This is a genomic window from Zunongwangia pacifica (genome assembly GCF_023499215.1).
Taxonomy (GTDB): Bacteria; Bacteroidota; Bacteroidia; order Flavobacteriales; family Flavobacteriaceae; genus Zunongwangia; species Zunongwangia pacifica.
In genome coordinates, this window is the sequence record NZ_JAKHSK010000032.1 from 11,660 (window position 1) to 31,391 (window position 19,732).

13 protein-coding genes are annotated in these 19,732 nt (G+C 36.2%); 5 read left to right on the forward strand and 8 right to left on the reverse strand.

Annotated elements, in window-relative coordinates; genetic code table 11:
* Positions 1-47: 47 nt before the first annotated feature.
* The 5 genes from L1967_RS17430 to L1967_RS17450 form a co-directional block, all read right to left on the reverse strand.
* Positions 48-2,453 (reverse strand): alpha-ketoacid dehydrogenase subunit alpha/beta, encoded by a 2,406-nt coding sequence (locus tag L1967_RS17430; protein ID WP_249602784.1) that lies wholly within the window; start codon positions 2,451-2,453, stop codon positions 48-50.
* Positions 2,454-2,648: 195 nt separating this feature from the next.
* The gene (locus L1967_RS17435; protein ID WP_249602785.1) at positions 2,649-5,465 is read right to left on the reverse strand and encodes a gluzincin family metallopeptidase; all 2,817 of its coding nucleotides are present in this window, start codon (positions 5,463-5,465) and stop codon (positions 2,649-2,651) included.
* A gap of 55 nt (positions 5,466-5,520) precedes the next feature.
* Positions 5,521-6,210, reverse strand: a complete 690-nt coding sequence (locus tag L1967_RS17440) for an LOG family protein (protein WP_249602786.1) — start codon at positions 6,208-6,210, stop codon at positions 5,521-5,523.
* A 91-nt stretch (positions 6,211-6,301) separates the two neighbouring features.
* Positions 6,302-9,133, reverse strand: coding sequence for an excinuclease ABC subunit UvrA (gene uvrA / locus L1967_RS17445; RefSeq protein ID WP_249602787.1), 2,832 nt, complete (start codon positions 9,131-9,133; stop codon positions 6,302-6,304).
* Between the two features lie 118 nt (positions 9,134-9,251).
* A complete protein-coding gene (locus L1967_RS17450; RefSeq protein ID WP_249602788.1) occupies positions 9,252-9,845 on the reverse strand; it encodes an acyl carrier protein phosphodiesterase in 594 nt (197 codons plus the stop codon).
* Between the two features lie 118 nt (positions 9,846-9,963).
* Here L1967_RS17450 and glmM point away from each other — a divergent pair, with 118 nt between their 5' ends.
* The gene (gene glmM, locus L1967_RS17455) at positions 9,964-11,349 is read left to right on the forward strand and encodes a phosphoglucosamine mutase (RefSeq protein ID WP_249602789.1); all 1,386 of its coding nucleotides are present in this window, start codon (positions 9,964-9,966) and stop codon (positions 11,347-11,349) included.
* Positions 11,350-11,639: 290 nt separating this feature from the next.
* Positions 11,640-12,146, forward strand: coding sequence for a zinc ribbon domain-containing protein (locus L1967_RS17460; RefSeq protein ID WP_249602790.1), 507 nt, complete (start codon positions 11,640-11,642; stop codon positions 12,144-12,146).
* 198 nt (positions 12,147-12,344) lie between these two features.
* Here L1967_RS17460 and L1967_RS17465 read toward each other — a convergent pair whose 3' ends face one another.
* Positions 12,345-13,247, reverse strand: coding sequence for a lysophospholipid acyltransferase family protein (locus L1967_RS17465; RefSeq protein WP_249602791.1), 903 nt, complete (start codon positions 13,245-13,247; stop codon positions 12,345-12,347).
* A gap of 52 nt (positions 13,248-13,299) precedes the next feature.
* Between L1967_RS17465 and L1967_RS17470 the strand changes: the two genes are divergently transcribed.
* Together L1967_RS17470 and L1967_RS17475 are read left to right on the forward strand one after the other, a co-directional pair.
* A complete protein-coding gene (locus tag L1967_RS17470) occupies positions 13,300-13,947 on the forward strand; it encodes a rhomboid family intramembrane serine protease (RefSeq protein ID WP_249602792.1) in 648 nt (215 codons plus the stop codon).
* Between the two features lie 49 nt (positions 13,948-13,996).
* Positions 13,997-14,671, forward strand: a complete 675-nt coding sequence (locus L1967_RS17475; RefSeq protein ID WP_249602793.1) for an SIMPL domain-containing protein — start codon at positions 13,997-13,999, stop codon at positions 14,669-14,671.
* An 88-nt stretch (positions 14,672-14,759) separates the two neighbouring features.
* Here L1967_RS17475 and L1967_RS17480 read toward each other — a convergent pair whose 3' ends face one another.
* Positions 14,760-15,887, reverse strand: a complete 1,128-nt coding sequence (locus L1967_RS17480) for a TlpA disulfide reductase family protein (protein WP_249602794.1) — start codon at positions 15,885-15,887, stop codon at positions 14,760-14,762.
* Between the two features lie 128 nt (positions 15,888-16,015).
* Here L1967_RS17480 and L1967_RS17485 point away from each other — a divergent pair, with 128 nt between their 5' ends.
* A complete protein-coding gene (locus L1967_RS17485; protein WP_249602795.1) occupies positions 16,016-18,382 on the forward strand; it encodes a GAF domain-containing protein in 2,367 nt (788 codons plus the stop codon).
* Positions 18,383-18,433: 51 nt separating this feature from the next.
* Here the strand turns inward: L1967_RS17485 and L1967_RS17490 are convergent, their stop codons facing one another.
* A complete protein-coding gene (locus L1967_RS17490) occupies positions 18,434-19,582 on the reverse strand; it encodes a porin (RefSeq protein ID WP_249602796.1) in 1,149 nt (382 codons plus the stop codon).
* Positions 19,583-19,732: the final 150 nt, after the last annotated feature.

Genomic DNA, 19,732 nt, shown 5'->3' on the forward strand with positions numbered 1-19,732 from the left:
AAAAACCGCTTATTAGCGGCTTTGTTATCATTAAAAATCGATGATTTTTACATCAATTTTGGAAATTTATCAGGATTGCTTTCATGCATAATCGCATAAACTTTTTCAAAAACATCTTCGTTTGAAGGTTTAGAAAAATAATCTCCGTCACTACCATACGCAGGACGATGTTCTTTAGCGGTTAAGGTTTGCGGTTTACTATCCAGATACCTCCATGCATTTTGATTTTCTAAAACCTCTTGTAGAATGTAAGAAGAAGCTCCACCGGGAACGTCTTCATCGATCACCAACAGTCGGTTTGTTTTCTTCACGCTTTCTACGATATCGTGAGCCGTATCGAAAGGCAGTAAAGACTGAACGTCTATAATCTCTACATCGATGCCTACTTCTGCCAGTTCTTCAGCGGTTTGTTCGATCACTCTAAGGGTAGAACCATAAGAAACCAATGTAATGTCATTTCCTTCTCTTAAGGTTTCTACCTTGCCAATTGGGGTTTTAAACTCTCCCAAATTTTCTGGTAAACGTTCTTTTAATCGATATCCGTTAAGGCATTCTATAATTAATGCAGGATTATCAAGATCCAGCAAATTATTATAAAAACCGGCAGCTTTGGTCATATTTCTTGGAACCAGCACAAAAACACCGCGTATAAGATTTAAAATACCGCCAAGTTGTGAACCACTATGCCAGATACCTTCAAGACGGTGACCACGGGTTCTTACAATAAGCGGATTTTTTTGCTTTCCTTTGGTTCGGTAATGTAATGTAGCCAAATCGTCACTTATGGTTTGTAAGGCATACATCACATAATCTAAATACTGAATTTCGGCAATTGGGCGTAATCCTCTAAGCGATAATCCTATCCCTTGTCCTAAGATTGTTGCCTCTCTAATTCCGGTATCAGCAATTCGGTAAGCGCCATATTTTTTCTGAAGCCCTTCTAATCCCTGGTTTACGTCACCAATTTCTCCGGCATCTTCCCCAAAGATCAAAGCTTCTGGTCGGGTTTCAAAAATCTTATCAAAGTTATCTCTAATCACAATTCTGGCATCTACCATTTTCGGCTCATCGGCATAAACCGGTAAAACCTCCTGATCGATTGCTTTATTGGTGCTGTAAAGATGGCTGCTGTATTCATCAAATGATTGTTTATTAAAATCATTGATCCAGCTAATCAATTCGGTTTTATCTTCCCCGTTATAATTTGTAATGTAGCGTAGTGTTTTTCTGGCTACAGAAAGCACATCCTTTTTAAGCGGTTCTTTAGTGCTTTTTAATTTCTTAATTAACGGATTTAAGTGTTCGCCGGCATCACTGTTTTTAATAATGCTGCTTAAAATCTGAAGCAGTTCTTTTTGCTTTTGCTTATTTGGGATGATATATGCATTCCACGCCTGTTTTTTACCTTCTCTAACCTGGCGCTTAATATCCTTATCGATCTTATCCATTTCTTCAGGCGTGCTGAAGCCATTTTCGATAATCCATCCTCTAAATTTTACATTACAATCGTATTGTTTTTCCCAGGCTAAGCGCTTATCACTTTTATAACGTTCGTGCGATCCCGAAGTAGAATGACCTTGCGGCTGTGTTAATTCAACTACATGAATTAATACCGGGCAATGCTCTTCTCTGGCGATTTTTTGCGCTTTATCGTAGGCCTCAACAAGCTCTACATAATCCCATCCATTAACCACGATAATTTCGTAGCCGTTATTTTTATCTTCGTCTCGCTGAAAACCTTTTAAAACTTCAGAAATACTTTCTTTAGTAGTTTGATGCTTTGCATGTACAGAAATTCCATATTCATCATCCCAAACACTTAAAACCATAGGCACCTGCAATACCCCTGCGGCATTTACGGTTTCCCAAAAATGGCCTTCACTGGTACTGGCGTTCCCAATGGTTCCCCAGGCAATTTCGTTTCCGTTATCCGAAAACTTTTCGTCATCCAGTCCATCTACATGTCTGTAAATTTTAGAAGCCTGGGCTAAACCTAGTAATCTTGGCATTTGGCCTGCGGTTGGGGAGATATCGGCACTGGAATTTTTTTGCTGCATCAAGTTTTTCCAGCTTCCGTCTTCATTAATGTTATGAGAAATAAAGTGGCCTCCCATTTGGCGGCCGGCAGACATAGGTTCGTTTTCTATATCGGTATCGGCATAAAGACCGGCAAAGAAATTTTCTATACTTAAATCGCCAATAGCCATCATAAAGGTTTGATCGCGATAATATCCCGATCTAAAATCGCCATTTTTAAAGCTTTTTGCCATGGCAAGCTGCGGCAATTCTTTTCCGTCTCCAAAAATCCCGAATTTCGCTTTTCCGGTAAGGACTTCTCGTCTTCCCAGTAAGCTACATTCGCGGCTCGTTACGGCAACTTTATAATCTTCTAAAACCTGGGTTTTAAAATCTTCGTAAGAAATCGATTCTTTAGTTTCGGTTTCGCTTTGCATGAACTTCTTTTTTGGATCACACAAATATAGCTAAAATTAGAATTATACACAATTCATAAAAAATCGATTATTTTAAATATAACATATTTTAACACCGTTTAAATTGAATTTATTTAAAAAATATTGGGTAATATTCGTTTTTATTGAATTCTTTGAAATTGGCTTTAAGGGAATATTGTTAGGTTTTCTGAAGAATTAATACCATCTACGGGTAAAAAGCCTAATTAAAGTGTTGAGATCCAGTGACACTATAAATCTTATTTTTTGATCATAATCAGGTTGTGCGATTTCCCAACCTAAATTGGAATAGACCGGGAAGAAAACTTCAAAATAATCTTCGACCAGTGCAACCCTAATTCCCGAATCATATAGAAATTCGCTATTTTCACCATGATTTTTTACAACTCCGGCATCGCCATAAGCAAAAATCCATTTCCAGATGTTGGTGCTGGCGTTTACGGTGGTTATCCACTGGTTAGCATATTCAGGCATTACCTGAGATTTAAATCCACCTTCAGCCATAATTATTTGCTGACTAAATAAACCGTCTCCTTCGCTTCTTCCGTAGTAATTATAATCAAAAAGATAATCTGTTGGCCGGTCTAAAGCAAAGCTGAAGTAATTAGAATTTTCTGGTAAATCACTATAAATAAAAGTACCGCCGTAAAACCGAAGATTGATCTGGCGATTATTCTTAAAAAGTTTGCGGTATTGAAGGGTTAAGGAAATTTTGCTGAAATTTTCTGCCAGTTGATAATCAACTACGGCTGAAGTATGATCTACCAAAAAATAATTTCCGTACCCATAGCGCACATTAAAAACATTATAATTGGGTGTGGTTTGATTTTGGTCGAAAGGATTTGCATCTCTATGCACATTAATATTTCTAATCGATAAACTCTGACGCTCGTTATCTCTTAAATTTTGGGGTCTAAAAACAAAATTAAGATAGGGCGCATACCTGTGGTAAAAAAGATCATAACCATAAGAAAACCGGTTACCAGCTATTCCTAAACGAATGGTGCGTAAATCTTTATTATTGTATCGCCAGGTATAATCGATATTGGCACTTCCAACCACTGTGTTACTGTTAAACCCATATTTTGGAGCTATTTTAAAACTTAGGTCTTTTGCTAAAAATGTTGTGTTATACACTTTTGGACCGATCGCAATCCCATCGTAAAGGTTATAATCAAACTCTGGCGTAAAAAATACCTGGGCATATCTGGGATCTTCAATATCTTCCAGTAATCTAAATTGGATAGGTTTATTAAAAAGCTTACTAACGCCCCTAAAATTGTTACGCTGATTGTATTCAGGGATAATTTGCTCGTAATTTAAAGCAATTCGCTCAGCATCATTTCTGGGAATAGTGATTTGTTTTTCTTTATTAATATGATCTACCCATGTTTTGTAAATGATTTTATTGTCTCTAATACCGTAAAGCGAAACCGGCATTTTATTATTCCGCTTATTTTTAATGGTGACCTTCAGCGAATCTTTACTCTTTTTAAGTTTAGTTATTTTGAAATCAATTTTTTGGTTGGTATTCACATAATCCTTAAAAAACCAGTCGATATTTTTATCAGCATTTTTCTGCAAGATCGTAGCAAATTCTTTTTCAGAACTAAGCTTTAATTTGTTTTCTGAATAAAATTCAGCAATCGATTTTTTAACCGGTTCGCTACCCAGATAATCTTCAAGATATTTAATTCCTATACCGGCTTTGTATGGATTTGCGATATTTAAATTGAATTTTAACAGGGAATCTTTGCTGCTTGTTAAAGGCTGATCGATATTTAATCTGGCCATGTTCATATATAAGAACTGGTACCGATCGTTAAATTCTAAATCGGCGGCGTGAAACCATCTTAGGCCAATAATTTTACTAAGGCTACCCACAAGTTTCATTTTTGGGTAATAGCGATCTACATAATCGATCATTAAAGAAATAGCTATGGCATCATGAACCCATTGTTCTTCCCTGGGGTCGATCAGTAAACTATTATTTAAAAAGTTATTGGTAATTGTTTTTAATTGCTGAATATCATAATTAAATCCATCTGGGAATGGCCTAATAAAATTGGGTAACTGGTTAAGACCATAAACCGGATTTTTTAAATATTCCTCTTTGGTGATCAATAATTTTTGATGTGGATATTCACCTAATCTTTCCTGAAGAAAATCTAAAATTCTGGTGAGGATTAAATCTTTAATTTCGGGTTGCAAACCATCATCATCAAGATTTGTGATAAGCTGATGCTTATCAACGTCTAACGTCTCTGGCTCGTAAGTTTGTGTAAGCAATAATTCAGACTCTACACGGTTTTTTCCTATTAACCGAATATGCCTGCGATTTCCGGCGGCATAATTATGAGAAATCTCCAAAGCTGTAGCTGGGTAAAATTCTGTAGGAACATTAAGCTGAATATCTAAATTTGCGGGTGGGGTGTATTGCTCACCAATATCTTTATGGCTGTATAATTTCCACTGCCCATCAAAAACCGAAGGGGTGAGATACCAAAATTTCAGCTTATAATTTCCTTCATCACTAACCCCAAACCGGGTAAATTTATCGCTGGGGATTTTTACGGTATAATCAAATTTAAGATTGATTTTTTCGCCGGGTTCCAACTTTTCATTTAGCTTAACCCTAATAATATCGGGATGATTTTTTGGGCGTATCCAAGGGAGTTGATCTTCTCCCTGTTTTATTTGATTAATGATAGTGAACCCTTTTTCTTCGGGTTTAGAGAAATGGAACTTACGAATATATTCCTCCCCAAAGCGATGAGCCAGGGGAGTGTTTTTATCTTTAAAAGCATTAGCCCAATCATTTAAATAGAGTTCCTTTAGTGGCACCTTTGCCGTATTTACATAGGTAAGCTGTTGTTGTATGTAAATGGCATTCTCTTCTTTGTTCAACTTAGCGCTGACAAGTATCTGATGCTGGGCTACAACAGCATTTAGAGAAAACAGGCAGCAAAAGAAAAGTATAGAAAAGGTTCTCAAAAGGAATTTTAGCTTTTATATTTTACCATCTTTACGAAAACTATTGCTGGTTGGATTAAAAATTAGGGCTAAGATTGTATTCTTCGTAAAATTTATTCAGGATTTCAATAACTTCTTCAGGTGTATCCACTACCTGAACAAGATCGATATCTGGTGCGCTAATATTTTTAAATGTATCTAATAACGTAGTTTTTATCCAATCTACCAAACCATTCCAAAATTCGCTTCCTACTAAAATTATGGGGAATTTATCGATTTTGTGTGTTTGGATAAGTGTGATCGCTTCAAATAATTCATCTAAAGTTCCAAAACCGCCGGGCATCACTACAAATCCTTGTGAGTATTTTACGAACATAACCTTACGCACAAAAAAGTAATCGAAATCTAAACTTTTATCATTATCGATATAGGGGTTGTCATGCTGCTCAAAAGGTAATTCGATATTAAGTCCTACAGAGGTTCCTCCTGCAAGATGGGCACCTTTATTCCCGGCTTCCATAATTCCGGGGCCGCCACCGGTAATAATTCCGTAGCCATGATCTACTATTTTCTTGGCAATTTCTTCGGTAAGCTTATAATATTTCATATCTGGTTTTGTACGGGCAGAACCAAATATGGACACACAGGGACCAATCTGACTTAGTTTTTCGTAACCGCTTACAAATTCGCCCATGATCTTAAAGATCGCCCAGCTGTCGTTTGTTTTTATTTCGTTCCAGGTTTTTCCTCCTTGTTTTGGTATCATTCTTTTTAATTTTTTACCCGATAATCGGGATATCTCGTTTTGAAAATGTTTTGTTCAAATTGAACGCTTCGCGGGATTGCCCCGAAGATCGTTACTTAAGTTCTTTTTTTAGGAATCTTGCCGTATGGCTTTTTTTGTTTTTGGCAACTTCTTCAGGCGTGCCGGTTACGATGACCTCGCCACCGCCTTTTCCGCCTTCAGGGCCAATATCGATAATATGATCTGCCATTTTTATAACATCCAGATTATGCTCGATAATTAAAACAGTATTCCCTTTATTCGTTAATTTATTAAGGACTTCCATTAAAACCCTAATGTCTTCAAAATGAAGTCCGGTTGTGGGTTCATCTAAAATATAAAATGTGTTACCGGTATCACGTTTGGATAATTCGGTTGCTAATTTTATACGCTGTGCTTCACCACCAGATAAGGTGGTACTTTGTTGCCCAAGGGTAACATAGCCTAAACCAACATTTTTAATCGTATTCAGTTTTCTGTAGATCTTCGGAATTGGTTCAAAGAAATCTGTGGCTTCATCGATGGTCATTTCTAACACATCGGCAATCGATTTTCCTTTATACCGAATTTCTAAAGTTTCGCGGTTAAATCTTTTTCCCTGGCAGGTTTCACATTCTACATAAACATCGGGCAGGAAATTCATTTCGATTACCCGAAGTCCGCCACCTTTACAGGTTTCACAACGACCACCTTTTACATTAAAACTAAATCTTCCCGGTTTGTACCCTCTAATTAAAGCTTCAGGGGTTTTGGCAAAAAGGCTTCTAATTTCAGAAAAAACGCCGGTATACGTCGCCGGGTTACTTCGTGGCGTACGCCCAATGGGAGACTGGTTAATGTCGATTACTTTATCGATATGTTCTAAACCTTTAATCTTTTTATAAGGTTTTGGTTCTTTAACCCCATTAAAATAATGCGCGTTCATAATAGGGTATAGCGTTTCGTTGATTAAAGTAGATTTTCCACTTCCTGAAACCCCGGTTACCGCAATCATTTTACCTAAAGGAAATTCAACCGAAACATTCTTCAGATTATTTCCTGTGGCTCCGGTTAGTTTTATCTTTTTCCCGTTGCCTTTTCTTCTTTCCTTGGGAACAGCAATTTCTCGTTTTCCGCTTAAATAATCGGCGGTAAGCGTTCTGTTCTTTTGCATTTCTGAAGGTGGACCCTGGCTGATAATTTCGCCGCCATGTTTCCCGGCTTTTGGGCCAATATCGATCACATGATCGGCACGCTCTATCATATCCTTATCATGTTCCACAACAATGACAGAATTCCCGATATCACGCAAAGAAACCAGTGAATTAATTAGTTTTTCGTTATCACGTTGATGCAGACCAATACTTGGTTCATCTAAAATATAAAGCACACCCACCAGTTGAGAGCCTATTTGTGTGGCCAGCCTGATACGCTGGGCTTCCCCTCCAGATAAGCTTTTAGAACTTCGGTTAAGGCTTAAATAAGTAAGGCCAACATCTTCCAGGAATTGAAGTCGGGTTCTAATCTCTTTTACCACTTCAGTAGCGATCTTCTTTTGTTTTTCTGAAAGTCGATCTTCCATATTTTCGAAAAGGGCAACTAAATCGCTAATATCAAGATTCGCTAATTCTGCAATGTTTTTACCGTCGATTTTAAAGTACAGTGATTCTTTCTTTAATCTCGTGCCATTACAGGTTGGGCATTCGATCTTATCCATATATTCTTTCGCCCAACGGCGTAAAGAAGTAGAGTCGTTATTTTTATAGGTTTCTTCAATAAATGTGGCGACTCCTTCAAAATCGATTTTATATTCGCGGGTAATCCCTAAGGCTTTTGATTCTTTGCTGAACTTCTCTTTCCCACCATTCATGATCATGTTCATGGCTTCCTGCGGAATTTTTTCGATAGGATCGGTCAGGCTAAAATCAAAACGATCGGCAATAAGCTGAAGTTGGGAGAAAACCCAGTTCTTTTTTTGCGGCCCATGCGGTGCTAATCCGCCATTTTTAATCGATTTTGTTTTATCAGGAATAATTCGGTCTTCATTCACTTTATAAAGTGTCCCGATTCCGCTACAGCTGGGACAGGCACCTTTTGGTGAATTAAAAGAAAAGGTATTAGGTTCTGGATTCGGGTAAGAAATTCCTGTGGTAGGACACATTAAATTTCTACTGAAAAACCGAACTTCACCCGTTTCCTGTTCCATGATCATGAGCACATCATCACCATGATACATGGCGGTTTTTATGCTTTCATCCAGGCGCTTTTGCGAGTCGGTATTATCATCGATTTTTAGCCGATCGATTACAATTTCGATATCATGCGTTTTGTATCGATCCAGCTTCATGCCTTTTACGATATCGCGAATCTCACCATTGGTCCTTACTTTTACAAAACCCTGTTTGGCGATATTTTCGAATAACTCGCGGTAATGCCCTTTTCTGGAACGTACCACCGGAGCCAAAACACTCACGCGATTGTCTTTATACTGTTCGATAATCAAATCTTTAATCTGAGTATCGGTATAACTTACCATTTTCTCACCGGTATTGTAACTATAGGCTTCACCGGCACGGGCAAAAAGCAGTCTTAAAAAATCGTAAATTTCAGTAATCGTACCCACAGTACTACGCGGATTTTTACTGGTAGTTTTCTGCTCGATCGCAATGACCGGGGAAAGCCCTTCAATTTTATCGACATCGGGACGTTCTAAACCACCAAGAAACTGGCGTGCGTAGGCAGAAAATGTTTCGATGTAACGGCGCTGGCCTTCGGCATAAATCGTATCAAAAGCAAGAGATGATTTCCCGGAACCTGAAAGTCCCGTAATCACGACTAATTTCTCGCGGGGAATTTCTACATCAATATTTTTTAAATTATGAACTCTGGCTCCTAAAACCTCTATTTTTTCTTCAGTTTTCGTCATATTTTTCATCAAGATCGCAAAGTTACTCAATGCATTGCTAACTAAAAAGTAAGCATGGTTTCACCATTGTTAATTTCAATCTAAATTTGGGTAATTTTTTTGGAAATTAGATTAATAATTACTGTTCCAGTAGTTCTTTTTTCCGTTGTTGAGAAAAAGCTTCAAGTTCAGCAAAAAATCTATAGAATTCATCTTTAAATTCTTTGTAATACTCACGAAGTTCGTTTACAGATTCGTCCATTTTCGATTTAAAACTGGTGCGCTGGTTCATTTGTGATAAAATAAGCCCAATTCCGTCTATCGTCGAGTAGGTAAGCAGCCAATTGTGTTCAATCATGTGAGGCATAAAGTTTTTTACGCGTTTGGGTAAAACTTCTGGATGGCTTTGGATGAGATTGTAAAAATCCTGACTGTATTTTTCTAATTTCGTTTCGTGAAAATCCTGCCAGTTCGCAGCTAGAAAATGATCGTATAAAATATCGACAATCACCGTGCTGTAATGCGAGTATTTATCGAAAAGCCGGTGAACACTCTGATGTACAATAGGATGGGAATCGGTAAACTCATCAATATTACGATGTAGCGTGATTCCCTGCTGGATAGGCACTGGATAGTCTAAATATTGTTTTCCTTTTACAGAATCGGCGATAAAATTACCGATTTTTAGCATATCGTTTTCGCCAGAAAGGTAAATGTGGGCAAGATAATTCATTGCCACAAGATAGGGAATCTACTTCATTAAGTTTTGTTAAGATTTTGAGCGGGTACTGCTTCCTGTTATATTTGTAGAGAAGCTAAAAACAGCTTTTAGAAACAAACAAACTTAGAACATGAGCTTAATAAAATCTATTTCAGGAATTCGTGGAACCATTGGCGGTAAAATTGGCGATAATCTAACACCCATCGATACCGTAAAATTTGCTGCTGCTTATGGAACCTGGTTAAAATGGACTTCAGATAAGGAAAATTTAAAAGTTGTGATTGGGCGTGATGCCAGGATTTCTGGTAGTATGATCCAGCAACTCACGGTAAATACGCTAATAGGATTAGGGATCGATGTAGTGGATATCGATCTATCGACCACGCCAACCGTAGAAATTGCGGTGCCTTTGGAAGGTGCCGATGGCGGAATCATCCTTACGGCGAGTCATAACCCAAAGCAATGGAACGCCTTAAAATTACTGAATAGAAAAGGGGAATTTCTAAGTGGGGAAGACGGCGCTAAAATCCTGGAAATTGCCGAAAGCGATGATTTTAATTTTGCTGAAGTGGATGATCTGGGAAAAATCACCAAAATCGATGATTATATCGATCGACATATCGAGGAAGTTTTAAAACTGAAATTAATTGATTCTGAAAAAATTAAATCGGCTAAGTTTAAAGTAGTGGTGGATGCGGTGAATTCTACCGGTGGAATTGCGATTCCAAAACTATTGAAAAAGTTAGGGGCTGAGGTGGTGGAGTTATATTGTGAACCCAATGGTCATTTCCCCCATAATCCCGAACCTTTAAAAGAGCATCTGGCTGATATTTGTGAATTGGTTAAAAAGGAAAATGCCGATTTTGGAGTAGTGGTAGATCCAGATGTAGATCGTTTGGCATTTATCGATGAAAATGGCGAAATGTTTGGTGAAGAATATACCTTAGTAGCCTGCGCAGATTACGTATTGGGCAAGACCCCCGGAGATACGGTGAGTAATTTATCCTCTTCCAGAGCTTTACGCGATATTACCCAAAAACATGGCAGAAATTACAAAGCCAGTGCCGTAGGCGAAGTAAATGTGGTAACGCTAATGAAAGAAACCAAGGCGGTAATTGGGGGTGAAGGTAATGGCGGAATTATTTATCCTGAAGCGCATTATGGGCGTGATAGTTTAGTAGGTGTCGCTTTATTTTTAACGCATTTAGCAGAGAAAAGTATAAAAGTTTCTGAATTAAGAGCGGAATATCCTGCTTATTTTATGAGCAAAAACAAGATTGAATTGACTCCGCAAATCGATGTCGATGCTATTTTAAAGGCTATGGAAGAAAAGTACGCCAACGAAGAAATTAGTACGGTTGATGGTGTGAAAATTGACTTTCCTGAAAATTGGGTACACTTAAGAAAATCGAATACCGAACCGATTATTAGAATTTATACTGAAGCTAAGTCACAGCAAAAAGCCGATGAACTTGCACAACAAATGATAGGGGAGATTAAGGAGATTGTGGGTTGATTCTGGCTACGGTTTATAGTTTGAAATAGCTGTCAGTCCGATTTTAATGTAGGATAGCGGAATTGAAATTGTACCGAGAACCAGATTGAAGTTAGCGTTTTAAAATCACTTCTCAATACAACGAATCTTTTCGTTTTAATCTAAGATTTGTTACGGGAATTGAGCATTTTAGAAAGAAAGTAAAGTGTAATGAATCTTGATTGATTTATGGTTGAGGTATGTTATAGATGTATTGCTTCAAAAATTCAAAAGACTAGAGAATCAGAAATAACAGTTGAAAATAAAAAAATATGAATGGTTTTTTAATTCTGGTTTTTCTATTTCTCTTTTTAGTTTGGTTTTTTTTATCAAAATTTATTTTTTATCCACTTTTTTTCAAACCAAAATTTTTAATTGATGATGCGAAGGCTTTTTTGGAAGAAAAAGATTGCTCGTTTTTAGCCATAACTACAGTTAGTAAATCAACAGCTTTAGCGTATTTTTCTAACCTTAAGAAAGGCTTTTCAATAGATGATTTAATAAAAGTACGATCTCATTTTAAGTTAATAGCACTTGCTGCCGATGAATCCAGTCTTGAAGTTTTTTATGTTCAAATCACTAAATATTGGGGTTTACCGTTTTCTAAAAATCAGATGAAATTTAATCGAAAGAAGTCATCTGAAATTTCAGCAGAAGAAAAAGAACAGTATTTGCAAAAGCGGGCATATTTTACAAATCAATGTCCTGCTTGTAAGGCTTCTATATCGAATAAAGATGAGATTTGCCCTAACTGCGGATTATTTTTAAACGTAGAATAGTTTTTAAAACATTATAAAGCCTCACAGGTTTATCCCGTATAGCTATCGGGACTGTGAGGTTTGTTTTTTAATGAAATTTCTCAACTTGTAGATCGTCTGTTTTTAAGGCAGCGGTGAAATGACATTTTTTGATCATTGTTTACTGTTTATTGCTAATTGATCACTGCATACTGCTACTGTTCACTGTAAACTTCGCATTTAGCGAACTACCGCATTCTCTGGGATAGGAGCGTTACGATGTTTAAAGCGTTTATGCGTCCAAAGGTAATATTGGGGGTGTGCATTGATTTGTGCTTCTAATCGATCACGAAACGAAGTGGTGATAAAAAATTCAGGTTCAGATTGTGGATTATCGGTAATCTTTTTTAACCGTGCCTGGTAGAATCCTCGTTTTACTTTTTCGACCTCCAGATAATATACCGGCATATCGAAATCTCTTGCCAGCTTTTCAGATCCTGTAAAAAACGGAACTTTAATTCCCATAAAATCGGTCCAGAACTTATAATTTGCCCTTTTTGGGGTTTGATCGGCGATCATTCCGTAGATTCCGTTTAAGTGATTTTTCTGATGCCGCGCAACAATGCTTACCACACGATGAGATTCGATCATTTCGGTATTAAATTTTCCGCGGATATCTTTAATGAGTTTATCAAAATGTTTATTTCGAATACGTTTATAAATTCCGTGTCCTTTTAGTTTTAGTCCATACAATTCCATAGAGATCATCCATTCATAACTGGCATAATGTCCGCACATCACCAAAACACCTTTTCCCAGATTGTTTACCGTCTCGATATCTTCAGGATGGGTAAAAACAAAGCGCTTTTTTAACTGGGCTTCAGAAATTGTCAGCGTTTTTACCATCTCTAAAAACATATCACACATGTGATGATAAAATTTCTTTTTGATGCTATTGAGTTCACTTTCAGGTTTTTCGGGAAAAGCCAGTTTCAGGTTTTTTTCAACGGTTTTTTTGCGGTAACCAATAATATAATAGACCAAAATATAGATAAGGTCTGAGAAGAAATAAAAAAGGCGAAACGGTAAAATAGAAATTAACCAAAGTAGAGGATAAACCAGCCAGAAAACAAATCCCTGCATAAAAAAACTTTCAGCAAATATATGGTATATTTGAATTTAAACAGCAACAGGTATGGGCAATTTAGAATTGGTGACGATCATCATTATCGCGGCAAACGTGATTATTTCTTTTAAGGGCTTTAATGATCCAGAGTTTTTCCACAAGTATAAATTTAATATCGCTGATATTAGAAGTGGTAAAAAATACCAGATCTTAACTTCAGGTTTTCTGCATATAGATCATGCCCATTTATTTGTGAATATGCTTACCCTTTACTTTTTCGCAGATGCGGTGCTATTTTTTTTAGGAACGGTAAAGTTTCTAGTGGTCTATGTGATTAGCTTAATATTGGGTAATTTACTTTCCCTTTATTTTCATAAAAATGAATGGAATTATACTGCTGTTGGCGCCAGTGGGGCGGTAATGGGCATTTTATATTCGGCCATTTTACTAAATCCAGATATGATGCTTGGATTGTTTTTTATTATCCCAATTCCCGCTTATTTGTTTGGTATTGGTTATTTGTTGTATACGATTTATGGCATGAAGAGTAGGAGGGATAGTATTGGTCACGATGCTCACTTTGGCGGTGCGGTTGGAGGATATTTATCAACAATTATTTTAGCACCTTACGTGTTAGAAGCTCATCTTATGATGGTTATCCTTTTGGCAGTACCTATTGTTATTTTATTTGTACTTCATCGTAGCGGGAAAATATAGTTTGGTATTGTATTTGGAATACATCTTCTAAATAATAAAAACCAATCTTATGAAAAAGTTAGTGCTATTACTGGCAATTGTGACCAGCGCGGGTTTAACTGCCCAAAATTCGACTGAAAGAAATACGGTTACGGTAACCGGAGAAGGAAAAGTTATGGTTGTTCCAGATCAGGTAACTATTAATTCCAGAATTGAAACGGAAGGTTTAGACCCTACAGACGTAAAAAAGGAAAATGATAAAATAGCCAATAGTATCTTTAAATATTTAAAATCTCAGGGTGTGCCTGAAAAGAATATTCAAACGGAATATATGAACCTGAATAAGCGCACCGATTATAATACCAAAGAAGAAACTTATGTAGCGAATCAGTCGATCTCAATAAAACTTGACGATTTAAAGAATTACGAAAAAATCATGCAGGGATTATTGAAGAATGGCCTAAACCGAATTAACGGCGTGGAATTTTCTTCTTCTAAAATTGAAGAATATCAAAAAGAAGCCCGAAAAAAAGCGGTTTTAGATGCAAAACAAAAGGCAGAGGATTTAGTAGAAGCTTTAGATCAAAAAGTTGGTAAAGCGGTAATGATCTCTGAAAATGGTGGGAATATTTATCCTGTAATGCAAATGGCTGAAATGAAATCTTCACGAGCCGATCAACAAACCATAGCTCCCGGAGAGATGGAAATTGGTGTAAATGTAAATATAAGTTTCCAGTTATTTTAATTTGAAGTTGCTTCAGATATTTAATTAGTTAAATGAAAAAATCCCCGGCTTGCCGGGGATTTTTGATGTTTGATATTTTCAGAAACAATTATTTAGCATCTTCTAAAAGTTCTCCTATCCGTTTATCTAAAGCTTCTTCACCACGTACATCGCGATCTACGATTACGCCGTTTTCATCTAAGATAAAAGTAGCGGGGATAGCACGAATTCCGTATTTTTTAGCAATAGGATCATCCCAAAATTTAAGGTTCGATACATGGTTCCAAACAAGACCATCAGCCTCAATAGCTTCCAGCCATTTATCTTTTTCGTTAGGCTTGTCTAAAGAAACACTAATAATGTTTAGCCCTTTATCATGGTATTTATTATACACTTTTACCACGTTTGGATTTTCTTTTCTACAAGGCTTACACCATGCCGCCCAAAAATCGATAATGGTTACTTTTCCCAAAGCATCAGCTAAAGCAAGTTCTTCACCTTCAGGTGTTGGACCACTAAAATCTGGAGCTTTGCTACCAATTTCTGTAGCCGTCATCGATTCTAATTGCTTTCCTAACATAGCGCCAAGTGCCGTATTCTTAACTTCTTCGTTTAAAGAATCATATATTTCTTTAAGTTCTTTAACAGAGATACCGGGCATTCTTAAAAGGTCTACAAGTGCCATAACCGATACAAATGCATCTTTATTTTCTTTAGCAATTTGTTTTTTGAATACCTTATCGTTATCCATAATTTCTGTTTGCGTATTCTGTAAAGTTTCTAGTTTCGTAGAATCCTTACTTTGATACGCAGCTTGCATTTCCATTCTAAGACTACTAACTTCTTTATTTATGGATTGCATATTTTCCATGTATTCGTTTAGAAGCTCATTTTGTTTTCCACCTTTTTTCTTAGAGGCTTGTATACTGTCTTTATATAAAGTGAAGTCGATATTTTCGTTTTCGGTAATGAAAAGAACCATACCGTTAATACCTTCAACTTCAAGATAACCTAAATTAGGACTTTCTACATCGGCAAAGTCGGCTTTAAATTTACCATTTTCGATAGTGGCAGAATCGATTCTTTCTGGGCGTTGATTTAACTCCTTTAATTCAGAAAAATAAACCTTTTTACCATTCTCAATTCCTTCAGCCTTTCCTGAGATTGAAAACCCCTGATCTTTTTCGCATCCGGTTAGTATAACCAATAAACTAGCTATTCCTATTAATTTTCGCATGATTAAATATTAATTTTGTGCAAAAGTAATGAACTGGACGCTGAAAGCGGTGTGATTCTTGCAAAAGTTTTGTAATTTAAACTCGTATACTATTTTAGAATAATTTACGGCCCAATAATTAAGATAAAATGAAAGATCAGAAGCAGGATTTTCCTCTGGATATAACAATTAGCTTTCACAAAGTAGTAGAGCAATACGAAGATCGGCTAAAAGTTGAAGAGAACCCTATTGCCAAAAAATATATAGAAAGCTTATTAGAATATGTAAAGGATTATCCTAAGCTTGTAGAAGGTATACAGGACATTAAAGATATAGAGGCGTATAAAGAGCCCATAAAAATTTTATTGGACGATCTTTTTCCAAACGTGTTGAGCAATAACGAAATTAAGGCAGTATCTATCCCTTATCATAACCTTCTTTTTAATCACTCTAACCGGCTAAAGAATATTATTGAGGCTGCTGGTAAGGATTTTAAGCCTAAAATGCGGGAGATCGATAACAATTCGGCATACATCAATGCCTGCATTAATATTCTTAATAATTATTACGATTTTAATATTGATTTTTCGCGGCCACCTTATTATGATATACCCGATGAAAACGGAATTGAAAAACATTACAGGGCAAATTTAAATGGCGATTTTGTAGAATTATATCCTAAAGAAAACACGAGGGAAGTAACCCAGAAAGATGTAGATGATTTACTAAAGGATGTTGAAAATATCGATTTATGGAAAGAAAAGTTTCCGCCCGGTAGTTGGGTTTTTAAAGGGTTTGTTATTGTAAACCTTACCGATGTCACCATTGAAGACGCTATATCTGAACTTAAAACAGCTTTACTGTTCCAAAAGACGGCAGAAAAGGAAGAATTAGATAAACTACAGCGTATTTTTAGATCTATTTATAAGATTCCAGATCTAAGAGTAGGTTTTACAGCGTACAACGCAGGGGATAAAACTTTTGAAAAAGAAACGAAGATGGAAGCGAATAGCTTTATCCTTAATGAAGAATTGGAAAGCGATTGTAAAACCGGAATTTGCGAGCAGAGTTTTAATAACCTTATAGAGAAGAATAAAAAGTTTAGTATTCCTAATGTAGAAGCGTATGCAAAAGAAAATGATAATCTTTTAGCACGAAATTTACTGGCTAATGGTGTAAAAAGCTGTATCCTGGCACCACTGGCAAAGAATGGAAATTTGGTGGGGATTTTAGAACTTGTTGCCAATCATAAAAATGTTCTTAATCGCATAAATGCGATGAAATTAGACGAAATTTTGCCTTATATCATCACAGTGTCCGAGCGTAATAGAAATGACTTCGAAAATCGTATAAAGGCGGTAATACAAAGTGAATGCACCTCTATACATCCTAGTGTGCTATGGGTTTTTGAGCGCGAAGCACGTAAATTTATAAATGATTACGATAGTGACGGGTTGGCTTCATTTAAAGATATTGTGTTTAAAGATGTCTATCCGTTGTACGGACAAATAGATATTGTGGCCAGTAGCGATGCCAGGAATGAATCTATTCAAAAAGATTTGCTTTATCAATTAGATATTATTCTGGAAATTATCGATAAAGCCTATGAAATTGAAGAGTTACCCATTTATGAGCAGGTGAATTTTAGGGTAAAAGAGTTTAGAACAGATATTGAGGAAAGCCTGAATGCCAGCAGCGAACAAAAGATATTCGGACTTTTACAAAGAGAAGTGAATCCTTTAATGGAACACTTAGAAAAGCAAAGCGAAGAAATAAGGGAAATGGTAGCCAATTATCGTTCAATGCTAAATCCCGAAACCGGTATTATTTATAACCATCGCAAAGATTATGATGATACGGTACAGCAAATAAACCGTACCATGTCTAGATTTTTAGATAAGCGGCAACTGGAAGCGCAAAAAATCTATCCGCATTATTTTGAGCGTTATAAAACCGATGGTGTAGACCATAATATGTACATAGGGCCTTCACTCACAAAAAATAAGCCTTTTAATAAAGTTTATCTTTTTAATTTAAGGTTGTGGCAAATTAAAACGATGGTAGAGATGGAAAATAGATTCTATCATCTACAGCAATCTACACCTATGCATTTAGATGCGGCATCGTTAATTTTAGTATATAATACTACGCTTTCTATTCGATATCGAATGGATGAGAAGAAATTTGATGTAGACGGAACCTATAATGCACGTTACGAAATCATTAAAAAACGAATTGATAAAGCTTTTATTAAAGATACTGAAGAGCGTATTACCCAAAAAGGTAAAATCGTTATTATTTATTCCCAAAAATCTGATGAAAAAGAGTACCTGCGATACGTAAGATATCTACAGGCCAAGAGTTATCTGGGAGAAGAGCTCGAACTTTTAGAATTAGAAGATGTACAGGGCGTTATTGGTCTTAAAGCAATACGGGTAAATATTTTGTATACTTCAGAGCATGAGGAGCATCAAAAGCCAATTACCTATGAAAATCTTATGGAAGAATTGCATTGATATTCGTTAACTATCAATGCAGTTTTTTCTGGTTCGTGATATTTTAAATGATTAAAACGCTACCTGAAATTGGATAAGTGCGCGGTTAGAATCGTACTGTGACGTATCAGGGATATTGGTTTGATAATCATAAAACACGCCTACAAAAGATAATTTAGCGTTATAATCCCCGGCCAGTACCAAACTAAACATGGGAATGTGCGAACGTAAGATATCACCGTGAACCTGACTATTAGTATCTAAATATTCCTGCCTGATGCTAAATTCTAATGCTTTTAAATAAGGATTATTAATAAACTTTTTAACCCTTAAAAGATTATAAATCCCTTCCATATAAAAATCATTTAACTGCAGGTTCTTTAAAGGAGTATCTGTATTTATCGCATGATTATACGCAATAAAGTTAGTCCCTTTTTTATATTCAATATGGGCATCAATCTCCCAAGACGGGCTTATAGGGTAATTAATTTTTAAATCGGCACCATAGGCATTGGCATTTTGGTGATATCGATTAGTAATAGCCCCGTTTATTCCAATTTGAACAATCGGTGACGGCACATACTCAAATCGCAAGCTATAATTCTTATTATTATCGTTATCCTGAGTTTGATTGCGGTTATTTCCATTATAAACCGTAAAATAATATTTAAGAGGAATATTATTTTTAGTTAATTCCCCATAAACAGCAGCACCTATCTGAAAACTTTGCCAGGCATTCTGGCCAAATAAGAAATACTGGTTAGACCATCTATATGAATTATTTAGCTGAAAAGGATGTAAATCTTCCAAACCAAAATAGGGTCTAAACTGCCCAAGCCTAATATTTAAATAAGGATTAGCTTTATATTGAACAAAAGCATTTTCCAGCACTTTTCTGGAAACAGTTTCCTTATTAAAATTGGCAAGATTCAGTAAAATGGATGTCGAAATTCGATCATTTATATGAAAGGAGGTCGCAAACCTTACGTATTCCATTTGAAATGAATTATTTACGATTTCCTGTTCACCTTCTGGATCTTCAGAAAAGTGATGGCCTTCAAAATCGATATTTTTATCAAAAGAAGCCGCATATCGCCCTACAACTAATGCCTTTAGTTCCATCCTTTTTTGAAGATCGGCAAACTTTGAAGAATCCTGTGAAGTTTGGGCATAAAAAGGTAATATAAAAAGTCCCAAAAGTGCTTGAAAATAAACTTTCATGGATGTTTATGTTTTCCCTTGTGCTTAACAAGTAAACTACCTCAGGACAAGTCCATAAGGCATTTATTAGAAAATTATTTTTTATTTCGAGGCATCCCAATCCTGATCGCTATCGGTACCGGTGCATTTAATCTCGATTATCGAGTAAAA

Excerpts from the sequence above, each read along its gene's own strand:
- L1967_RS17430 (WP_249602784.1), bottom strand. The coding sequence starts at position 2,453 with ATGCAAAGCGAAACCGAAACTAAAGAATCGATTTCTTACGAAGATTTT.
- L1967_RS17440 (WP_249602786.1), bottom strand. The coding sequence starts at position 6,210 with ATGATACCAAAACAAGGAGGAAAAACCTGGAACGAAATAAAAACAAAC.
- uvrA (WP_249602787.1), bottom strand. The coding sequence starts at position 9,133 with ATGACGAAAACTGAAGAAAAAATAGAGGTTTTAGGAGCCAGAGTTCAT.
- L1967_RS17450 (WP_249602788.1), bottom strand. The coding sequence starts at position 9,845 with ATGAATTATCTTGCCCACATTTACCTTTCTGGCGAAAACGATATGCTA.
- glmM (WP_249602789.1), top strand. The coding sequence starts at position 9,964 with ATGAGCTTAATAAAATCTATTTCAGGAATTCGTGGAACCATTGGCGGT.
- L1967_RS17460 (WP_249602790.1), top strand. The coding sequence starts at position 11,640 with ATGAATGGTTTTTTAATTCTGGTTTTTCTATTTCTCTTTTTAGTTTGG.
- L1967_RS17465 (WP_249602791.1), bottom strand. The coding sequence starts at position 13,247 with ATGCAGGGATTTGTTTTCTGGCTGGTTTATCCTCTACTTTGGTTAATT.
- L1967_RS17470 (WP_249602792.1), top strand. The coding sequence starts at position 13,300 with ATGGGCAATTTAGAATTGGTGACGATCATCATTATCGCGGCAAACGTG.
- L1967_RS17475 (WP_249602793.1), top strand. The coding sequence starts at position 13,997 with ATGAAAAAGTTAGTGCTATTACTGGCAATTGTGACCAGCGCGGGTTTA.
- L1967_RS17480 (WP_249602794.1), bottom strand. The coding sequence starts at position 15,887 with ATGCGAAAATTAATAGGAATAGCTAGTTTATTGGTTATACTAACCGGA.
- L1967_RS17485 (WP_249602795.1), top strand. The coding sequence starts at position 16,016 with ATGAAAGATCAGAAGCAGGATTTTCCTCTGGATATAACAATTAGCTTT.
- L1967_RS17490 (WP_249602796.1), bottom strand. The coding sequence starts at position 19,582 with ATGAAAGTTTATTTTCAAGCACTTTTGGGACTTTTTATATTACCTTTT.